The following is a 9,059-nucleotide window of genomic DNA, read 5'->3' on the forward strand; positions in this document are numbered from 1 at the left end:
ATCCTGCCGCTGCGCGGCAAGATCCTCAATGTCGAGCGCGCCCGCTTCGACCGCATGCTCTCCTCCGACATGATCGGCACGCTGATCACCGCGCTCGGCACCTCGATCGGCAAGGACGAGTTCAATGCCGACAAGCTGCGCTATCACAAGATCATCCTGATGACGGACGCCGACGTCGACGGCGCCCACATCCGCACGCTGCTGCTCACCTTCTTCTTCCGGCAGATGCCGGAGCTGATCGAGCGCGGCCATCTCTACATCGCCCAGCCGCCGCTCTACAAAGTGACGCGGGGCAAGAGCTCGCAATATCTCAAGGACGAGAGCGCCTATGAGGAATATCTGATCGGCTCCGGGCTGGATGAGGCCTCGCTGGTGCTCGCCTCCGGCGAGGTGCGGACCGGGCAGGACCTGCGCAGCTCCGTAGACGACGCGCTGGCGGTGCGGCAGCTGATCAACGGCCTGCACACGCGCTACAACCGCAGCGTCGTCGAGCAGGCGGCGATCGCCGGCGCGCTCAATGCCGACGTGCTTGCCGATCTCGGCCGCGCCAACGCGATGGCCGAGCGCGTGGCGCAGCGGCTGGACATGATCGCGGAGGAGACCGAGCGCGGCTGGACCGGCCGGCTGTCGACCTCCAATGACGGCTCGGGCGGCTATGTCTTCGAACGCACGGTGCGCGGCGTGAAGGATGTGGTGCAGCTCGATGCCGGGCTAATCGCTTCGGCCGACGCGCGCCAGCTCGACCGCTACGCGCCGCGGCTTTCGGAAGTCTATGGCGAGCAGCCGACGCTGCGCCGCAAGGAGACCTCGGAGCTTGTTTCGGGACCGCTGGCGCTGCTCAACGCGGTGTTCGCTTCCGGCCGCAAGGGCCTCACCATGCAACGCTACAAGGGCCTTGGCGAGATGAATGCCGAGCAGCTCTGGGAAACCACGCTGGACCCGAATGTGCGCTCGCTGCTGCAGGTCAAGGTCAATGACGCGACAGACGCGGATTCATTGTTCTCGCGGCTGATGGGCGACGAGGTGGAGCCGCGCCGCGAGTTCATCCAGGACAACGCGCTGTCGGTGGCCAATCTGGATATCTGAGCGCACCTACACACTCAAAAAGAGAGGCCCGGCATTTGCCGGGCCTCTCTTTTGAAGCCTGCAATCAAGCTCAGTGGTCCATGGCCTTGACGATCTCTTCCGTCATCTTCTTGGCGTCGCCGAGCAGCATCATGGTGCCGTCCTTGTAGAACAGCGTGTTGTCGATGCCGGCATAGCCGGAGCCGAGCGAGCGCTTGACGAAGAGGCAGGTGCGGGCCTTGTCGACGTCGAGGATCGGCATGCCGTAGATCGGCGAGGACTTGTCATCACGCGCGGACGGGTTGGTGACGTCGTTGGCGCCGATGACATAGGCAACGTCGGCCTGCGCGAACTCGGAGTTGATGTCCTCGAGCTCGAATACCTCATCATAGGGCACGTTGGCTTCGGCCAGAAGCACGTTCATGTGGCCGGGCATGCGGCCGGCGACCGGATGGATGGCGTATTTCACCTCGACGCCGTTGGCCTTGAGCTTGTCCGCCATTTCGCGCAACGCATGCTGCGCCTGGGCGACGGCCATGCCGTAGCCGGGCACGATGATGACCTTCTGCGCGTTCATCATCAGGTAAGCGGCGTCGTCGGCCGAGCCCTGCTTGACGGTACGCTCGATGCCATCATCGGCAGCGGCCGCCGTCTCGCCGCCGAAGCCGCCGAGGATGACCGAGATGAAGCTCCGGTTCATGCCCTTGCACATGATGTAGGACAGGATCGCGCCGGACGAGCCGACCAGCGCGCCGGTGATGATCAGCGCAAGGTTGCCGAGGGTGAAGCCAAGCGCCGCCGCCGCCCAACCGGAATAGGAGTTCAGCATCGACACAACGACCGGCATGTCGGCGCCGCCGATCGGGATGATCAACAGCACGCCGAGCACCAGCGAGGCAGCGACGATCAGCCAGAAGACCAGCTTCGATTCGGTGGTGACCAGCAGCACAATCAGCACCACCAGCGCGACACCGAGCGCGATGTTGATGAGGTGACGGCCACCGATCATGATCGGCTTGCCGGACATGCGGCCGTCGAGCTTGAGGAAGGCGATGACCGAGCCGGTGAAGGTGATGGCGCCGATGGCGACGCCCAGGCTCATCTCGACCAGCGCCTGGGCGTGGATGTCGCCCGCAGTGCCGATGCCGAAGCTCTCCGGCGCATAGATGGCGGCCGCGGCCACCATGACGGCGGCGAAGCCGACGAGGGAATGGAAGGCGGCGACCAGCTGCGGCATCGAGGTCATGGCGATGCGGCGCGCGGTGACGGCGCCGATGCCGCCGCCGATGGCGAGGCCGAGCACGATCAGGCCGAAGCGGCCGGCAGAGGGGGTCGCCAGCGCCAGCGTGGTGGCGATGGCAATGCCCATGCCGATCATGCCGTAGAGATTGCCCTGGCGGCTGGTGGTCGGATGCGAGAGCCCGCGCAGCGCCAGGATGAACAGGATGCCGGAGACAAGATAGAGGAAGGAAGCGAGATTGACGGTCACGTCACTTTTCCTTCTTCTTGTACATGGCGAGCATGCGCTGGGTGACCAGGAAGCCGCCGAAGATGTTGACCGAGACCAGCACCAGCGCGACGAAGCCGAAGCCCGCGGCAAGGCCGGAAGCGGCAACGCCGACGGCAAGCAGCGCGCCGACCACGATGACGGAAGAGATGGCGTTGGTGACGGCCATCAGCGGCGTATGCAGCGCCGGCGTCACCGACCACACGACATAATAGCCGACGAAGATCGCCAGCACGAAGATGGCGAAACGGAAGACGAAGGGATCGATGGCGCCGCCCGAGAGCGCGTGCGCGGCGTTGCCCGCGGCCTCGGCGCCGGCAGGCGCGTTGGCAAGATCGTGCACCGCCAGCCGCACGGCGGCGGTCGCCTGGTCGAGTTGGTCGAGGGCTTTCTGCAAGGCGTCCATCACGCGGTCCCCTTAGGCTTGGCTGCGGCCTTCTTCTTTGCCGCCGGCTTCGCGTCGGCGGCTTCGGCAACCGTGGTCGTCGCCGGAATGGCCGCCGGCTCGGTGCGCGGCTCCTCCGCCGCCTTGGCGAAGTTCGGATGCACGACCCGACCGCCGTCCGTCAGCATCGTCGCCTTGACCAGCTCGTCGTCGCGCTTGATGGCAAGCGTCTTCGTCGCCTTGTCGACCATCGTCTCGAGGAAGGCGAAGAGGTTCTTGGCGTAGAGCAGCGAGGCCGAAGCCGCGACACGGCCCGGCACATTGAGGTGACCGACGATCTTGACGCCGTTTTCCGTCGTCACGACCTTGCCCGGCACTGCGCCCTCGACATTACCGCCGCGCTCGACGGCGAGGTCGACGATCACCGAGCCTGGCTTCATCGAGGCCACCATGGCGGCCGACACCAGCTTCGGCGCCGGCCGGCCGGGGATCAGCGCCGTGGTGATGACGATGTCCTGCTTGGCAATGTGCTCGGCCGTCAGCGCGGCCTGCTTGGCCTGATATTCCTTCGACATTTCCTTGGCGTAGCCGCCGGCGGTCTCGGCTGCCTTGAACTCCTCGTCCTCGACCGCCAGGAACTTCGCGCCAAGCGACTGCACCTGCTCCTTCACCGCCGGGCGAACGTCGGTGGCTGTGACCACGGCGCCGAGACGGCGCGCGGTGGCGATCGCCTGCAGGCCGGCGACGCCGACGCCCATGATGAAGGTTTTCGCCGCCGGCACGGTGCCAGCCGCGGTCATCATCATCGGCAGCGCCCGGTCATATTCGGCGGCGGCGTCGATTACCGCCTGATAGCCGGCGAGATTGGCCTGCGAGGACAAGACGTCCATCGACTGCGCGCGGGTGATGCGCGGCATGAATTCCATGGAGAAGGCAGTCACTCCGGCCTTGGCAAGCGCCGCGACCGCGGCATCGTTGCCGTAGGGGTCCATGATGGCGACGACGGCGGCGCCGGATTTGTAGCCCTTCAGCTCGGCATCCGTCGGACGGCGCACTTTCAGCACCACGTCGGCCTTCTTGGCGTCGCCCGCCGTGCCGGTCGCGGCACCCACCGCGACAAAATCCTGGTCGGGGATGCGCGAGCCGAGACCGGCGCCCTTCTCGACGATGACGTCGAAGCCCAGACCCACAAGCCGCTTCACCGTTTCCGGCGAGGCCGCCACGCGCGGCTCGTTGGGATCCAATTCTCTTGGTATGAAAATAGCTCGAGCCACCGGACGTCCCAGATTGGAGATTTCGATATCATGCCGCGCTGTGCGGCTGCCGCCGAGCAGATCGGCGACAGCCGCCTTCTCGCCTTGGGAGGCACCACCGGCTCACCGATGAATGGGGGTCGTTTCGAAGTCGCGGCGGGTGATCGCCACGCTTACTCGGCAGCAACGCCGTATGGAATGTTTCGCCGGCCGTAGCGCCTCACGCGGATGTTGGCCTGCTCGGCATGACCGACAAACCCCTCAAGCATGCAGAGCCGCGAACAGTACTCGCCGATAAGCGTCGCAGCTTCGTCAGTCAGTACCTTCTGATAGGAATGGGTCTTCAGGAACTTGCCGACCCAGAGACCACCCGTATAGCGTCCGGCCTTTTTTGTCGGCAGGGTATGGTTGGTCCCGATTACCTTGTCGCCATTCGCGACGTTCGTCCGCGGTCCTAAGAACAGCGCCCCGTAGCAGCGCATGTTTTCGAGGAACCAGTCGTCCCTATCGGTCATGACCTGAACATGTTCGGACGCAATCTCATCTGCAACGGACAACATCTCTTCATAGCTGTCGCAGATTATGATCTCACCATAGTCGTCCCAGCTCTTACGGGCTGTCTCCTGCGTCGGCAGAATCGTCAACAGCCGTTCGATTTCGGTAAGCGTATCGCGTGCCAGCCGCTCGGAGTTGGTCACCAACACCGCCGGTGAATTGTAGCCATGCTCAGCCTGGCCGAGGAGATCCGTCGCGCAAAGTTCAGCATCGACCGTCTCGTCGGCGATCACCATCGTCTCCGTCGGGCCGGCGAAAAGGTCGATTCCGACACGGCCGAAGAGTTGGCGCTTGGCTTCGGCGACATACGCATTACCGGGACCGACAATCATATGAACCGGCTGCATGGTTTCCGTGCCAATCGCCATAGCGCCGACGGCTTGGATACCACCTAGAACATAGATCTCGTGAGCACCGCCAAGCTTCATGGCAGCAATGACAGCTGGATTTGGCTTACCCTTGAAGGGTGGAGTCGCGGCCACGATACGTGGCACGCCGGCGACGCTCGCCGTGGCAACCGACATGTGTGCTGACGCAACCATCGGGAATTTACCACCCGGCACGTAGCAGCCGACGGACTGAACCGGGATATTGCGGTGGCCCAGGATTACGCCTGGTATTGTCTCGACTTCCACATCTTTCATGGAATCACGCTGCACCTGCGCAAAGTTGCGTACCTGTCGCTGTGCGAACTTGATATCTTCCATGTCCCGCGAGGACACTTGTGACATCAAGAGCTCAATCTCGCGCTCCGACAGACGGAAGGACGTAGGGGCGTAGTTGTCGAATTTGGTCGACAGTTCTCGAACCGCGGTGTCGCCGCGCATTTCGATGTCTTCGAGAATGGCCTCAACGGCGCCGCGCACCTTGGCGTCGTCTTGCTTGCGCTCCGCTTCTGGCCGAGCTGATTTAAGGTAGCGTACCATTTCCGAACCTCTTTCGTTTTCGCCTAGCGCGGAGAGTGCTGCACTTCTTTCTGGCAAAAGCGTCTATAACGGGCGGCGCAGCAAAGTCAAAGAATAATATATTATTTTTGCACTTCCAGCAGTTCGATCCAGTTTCCGCTCGGATCGCGGACAAACACATAGTCGAAGCCCAACGCGGATGATGCAGCATCGCCCTCTACGGTCACGCCTAGCGAGCGAAGTCTTTGGATTTCGGACGCAAGATCCGAGACCTCCAACGCGAAATGCTTCCCGCCGATTTGATGCAGATCCGTCCGAAGCGAAGCCATTTGATCCGACGCCATCACCGGCCGAATGGAGCTGAACAACTCCAGTCGCCCATGCGGTCCGGCAAGCACCGTCAGCGTGAGTTCTCCATCCCAAAGCTGGCACTGGGCGTCCTTCTCGAAGCCGAAACCCGCATAGAAAGCCAGGCTGGCGGCAAGATCGCGTACGCTGATGGCCACATGGTGCACAGTTGCTTCGCCTTATCGCCGAGTGCGCGCGTAGGCGTCCAGGGCAACGGCGGCGACCACGATCGTGCCCTTGATCACCAGTTGGTAGTTGGAATCGACGGCCAGCGAGTCGAGCAGGTTCGTCAGCACCGCGACAATCAGCAATCCGATGGCGCTGCGCCAGACAGCCCCTTCGCCGCCCATTAAGGACGTGCCCCCAATCACCACGACGGCGATCGCGTCTAGCGCCATCGTCGAGCCGATGTCCGCCTGACCGATCGAGAGGCGCGAGGCTATGATCATACCCGCAACGGCAGCGCATCCGCTGCAGATGACGTAGGAGGAAGCCCGGATCAGCACGGTGCGCAAACCGGCGAGCCGTGCTGCTTCATCGTTCCCGCCTATGGCGTAAAGGGAACGCCCATAGGTGGTTCTTGAGAGAACGACCTCACCAATACCGAAGACGAGCACCATGAGCCAAACACTGACCGGAATCCCGAGCACGGCACCACGTCCAAGCCAGGTGAAAGCCTGATCGGTCACGACGAAAGGTGAGGAGTTCGAATAGAGCAGCGCCAGACCAGAAAAGATCGAAGTCGTGCCGAGCGTCGCGACAAACGGATTGACGTTGAGCCGCGTTATCGTCAACCCGTTGATCAGCCCCCCGACCAAACCGACCAATATGACTAATGCCGCCGCCAGCGGCAGGGACCAACCTGCCACCGCGAGACTAGCGAAGATGGTGGCCCCGGCAGCATACATCGACCCTACCGAAAGGTCGAAGCCTCTGGTGATCATAACAAGTGTCATTCCGACCGCGATGATGCCGAGTGGCGCATTCTGGCTAAGAATGTTGCGGATGTTCAACGGATCGAGGAAGCGAGGATAGAGAACCTGCGATACGAGAACGAGAACGGCCAACACAGCCAGCAGGCCGTACTTCATTGCGAGTTCGGCCCATGAGAAACGGGGCCTGCGGATTTCGGTGGCGCCACCCAAGATGGGCTTGGCGCTGGTTGCTGAATTAGTGCTGAGCATGACGGCTTCCTTCTACGCCGAAGGCGCTATTTAGGATGGCATGGACGGAGAGAGGGGAGCGGGCGTGGTCGAGTTCGTCGACGAGCCTGCCCTCTGAAAGGACGACGACGCGGTCGGCGACCGCGACGATCTCCTCAAGCTCCGAGGACACGATAATGACCGCGGTGCCGCGCTCGGCGAAATCGCGCAGCGCGTCCAGTATTTCTGATTTCGCGCCGACATCGATGCCCCGCGTTGGCTCGTCGACCATGAGCACCTTGGGCTGTTCGTAGTCCCATCGGGAAAGCAGCACCTTCTGCTGATTCCCGCCTGACAAATTGCCGACTGGATCGCCTAGCCGGCGCGGATCAAGACCGAAGCGATCGGTCGATTTTCGACTGAGGCTTCTAAGTCTCGCTGCGTCCACGAACCCACTCTTGCGGACGCGGCCGTAGTTGGCCATTGCCACATTATCCATTGAGCTCATTCCAAGGACGAGTCCTTGAGTCTTCCGGTCCTCCGGAACCAAGGCGATACCGTAATCACGTGCAGTCCTCGGATCGGTGGGCCACGCGACTTCGCGTCCGGCAATCACGAACTTGCCGCGTGCGCGGGGCTCCATCCCAGCAATGGCGCGTAAGAACGTTGTTCGACCTGCTCCGACCAGGCCGCCGATGCCAAGGATTTCCCCGGCTGATACACTTAGAGCAAGATCCGTGACCGCTCCTGGAACCGTCAATCCACGAACTTTGAGCACCGGGCTGCCGACACTGGCGAGCGTGCGATTTCGTCGGTGATAGATGTCGCCCATCGCCTCGCCGAGCATTGACGCGACCAAGCCTTGCTTAGTCCATGATGCTCTCGGTTGCGTCTGCACCAAACGGCCATTGCGAAAGACAGAAATTTGTTCGCTGATACCAAGCACTTCATCGAGATTGTGCGATACATAGATCAGGGTGTGGCCTTGATCGCGCAGTTCGCGCATGACGTTGAACAACGCGTCGCGCTCTGGAGGCGCGAGTGCCGTCGTCGGTTCGTCGAACAGGATGATCTTGGAATCAGCCTGCAGCGCACGCATGATCTCGAGCATCTGCTGGTCGGCGACTGACAGCCGGCGCGCCTCCCTCGCGGGATCGATACTGACCCCCAAGCGCGCGCAAAGATCAGAAAAGCGCCTGTGCATGGCACGCTCGTCGAGAAAACCTCCATGTGCCAGAGTCTGGCCGAGAAAAACGTTGGCTGCCGCGCTCAACGCCGGAACAATTGTCAGTTCCTGATAGATCGCGGAAACGCCCTGCGCGCGAGCGGCGCGAGGATTGCCGAGATTTGCCTCCTCGCCAAATAACAGAACGCGACCCGAGCTCGGCTCGATGCGGCCGGCTAGCACTCCTAGAGTGGTGGATTTGCCAGCGCCGTTCTGGCCAACGAAGGCATGGATCGTCCCAGCGGCGATATCCAAACTGACCGGCTGCAACGCCACGACATGGCCAAAGGACTTCGACACATCCAAAAGCGAAATAGCCGGTACGGACATTTGCTTAAACTCCATCGCGTGGTCGGCCGCGCGACATCGCTGCCGCGCGGCGGAACGATTCAGGGAGATTGCGGCTCATACGCGCCGACATTGTCGAGCGTTACGATCCCAACCTGGCCGTTCTTCTGACCCGGTATGGGTGCATGGCCATCGTTCAGGATCACATGTGGCACCGGCTTTCCGGCACGGGCGTCGATAATAGCCTGAACCGCCGTCTCAGCTGCGGTCTGCCGATAAAACCCGGTGGTAGCCTTGATCCAACCCTTCTTCAGGGCATCCACCGACCATGCGGTGCCGCCGGCCTCGTAGACCTTTACCGTGCCAAGCTTGCCGGCCGCTTCAAG

At 62.3% G+C, this 9,059-nt stretch carries 8 protein-coding genes and 1 pseudogene; 1 reads left to right on the top strand and 8 read right to left on the bottom strand.

Features of this window, described 5'->3' with window-relative positions; all coding sequences use genetic code 11:
* On the top strand, positions 1-1,086 hold a 1,086-nt coding region (locus tag EOA27_RS10720), incomplete at its 5' end, for a toprim domain-containing protein (protein WP_245491064.1).
* 70 nt (positions 1,087-1,156) lie between these two features.
* Here the strand turns inward: EOA27_RS10720 and EOA27_RS10725 are convergent.
* The 8 genes and pseudogenes from EOA27_RS10725 to EOA27_RS10760 form a co-directional block, all read right to left on the bottom strand.
* Positions 1,157-2,554, bottom strand: coding sequence for an NAD(P)(+) transhydrogenase (Re/Si-specific) subunit beta (locus tag EOA27_RS10725; protein ID WP_127256116.1), 1,398 nt, complete (start codon positions 2,552-2,554; stop codon positions 1,157-1,159).
* A gap of 1 nt (position 2,555) precedes the next feature.
* A complete protein-coding gene (locus tag EOA27_RS10730) occupies positions 2,556-2,978 on the bottom strand; it encodes a proton-translocating transhydrogenase family protein (protein WP_127256118.1) in 423 nt (140 codons plus the stop codon).
* Positions 2,978-4,231, bottom strand: coding sequence for a Re/Si-specific NAD(P)(+) transhydrogenase subunit alpha (locus EOA27_RS10735; RefSeq protein WP_127256120.1), 1,254 nt, complete (start codon positions 4,229-4,231; stop codon positions 2,978-2,980). Before EOA27_RS10735 ends, EOA27_RS10730 begins: the two co-directional genes overlap by 1 nt.
* A gap of 152 nt (positions 4,232-4,383) precedes the next feature.
* Positions 4,384-5,691 (bottom strand): histidinol dehydrogenase, encoded by a 1,308-nt coding sequence (gene hisD, locus EOA27_RS10740; RefSeq protein WP_127256122.1) that lies wholly within the window; start codon positions 5,689-5,691, stop codon positions 4,384-4,386.
* A 101-nt stretch (positions 5,692-5,792) separates the two neighbouring features.
* Positions 5,793-6,185 (bottom strand): VOC family protein, encoded by a 393-nt coding sequence (locus EOA27_RS10745; RefSeq protein WP_127256124.1) that lies wholly within the window; start codon positions 6,183-6,185, stop codon positions 5,793-5,795.
* A gap of 12 nt (positions 6,186-6,197) precedes the next feature.
* Positions 6,198-7,202 carry an ABC transporter permease gene (locus EOA27_RS10750; protein WP_127256126.1) on the bottom strand — a complete coding sequence of 335 codons (1,005 nt, stop codon included), beginning with the start codon at positions 7,200-7,202 and terminating at the stop codon, positions 6,198-6,200.
* Positions 7,189-8,730 (bottom strand): sugar ABC transporter ATP-binding protein, encoded by a 1,542-nt coding sequence (locus EOA27_RS10755; protein WP_127256128.1) that lies wholly within the window; start codon positions 8,728-8,730, stop codon positions 7,189-7,191. Before EOA27_RS10755 ends, EOA27_RS10750 begins: the two co-directional genes overlap by 14 nt.
* Before the next feature lie 44 nt (positions 8,731-8,774).
* Positions 8,775-9,059 (bottom strand): annotated as a pseudogene (locus EOA27_RS10760) (sugar ABC transporter substrate-binding protein); the annotation flags it as partial.

The sequence above is a fragment of the Mesorhizobium sp. M2A.F.Ca.ET.037.01.1.1 genome, from assembly GCF_003998075.1.
Classification (GTDB): domain Bacteria; phylum Pseudomonadota; class Alphaproteobacteria; order Rhizobiales; family Rhizobiaceae; genus Mesorhizobium.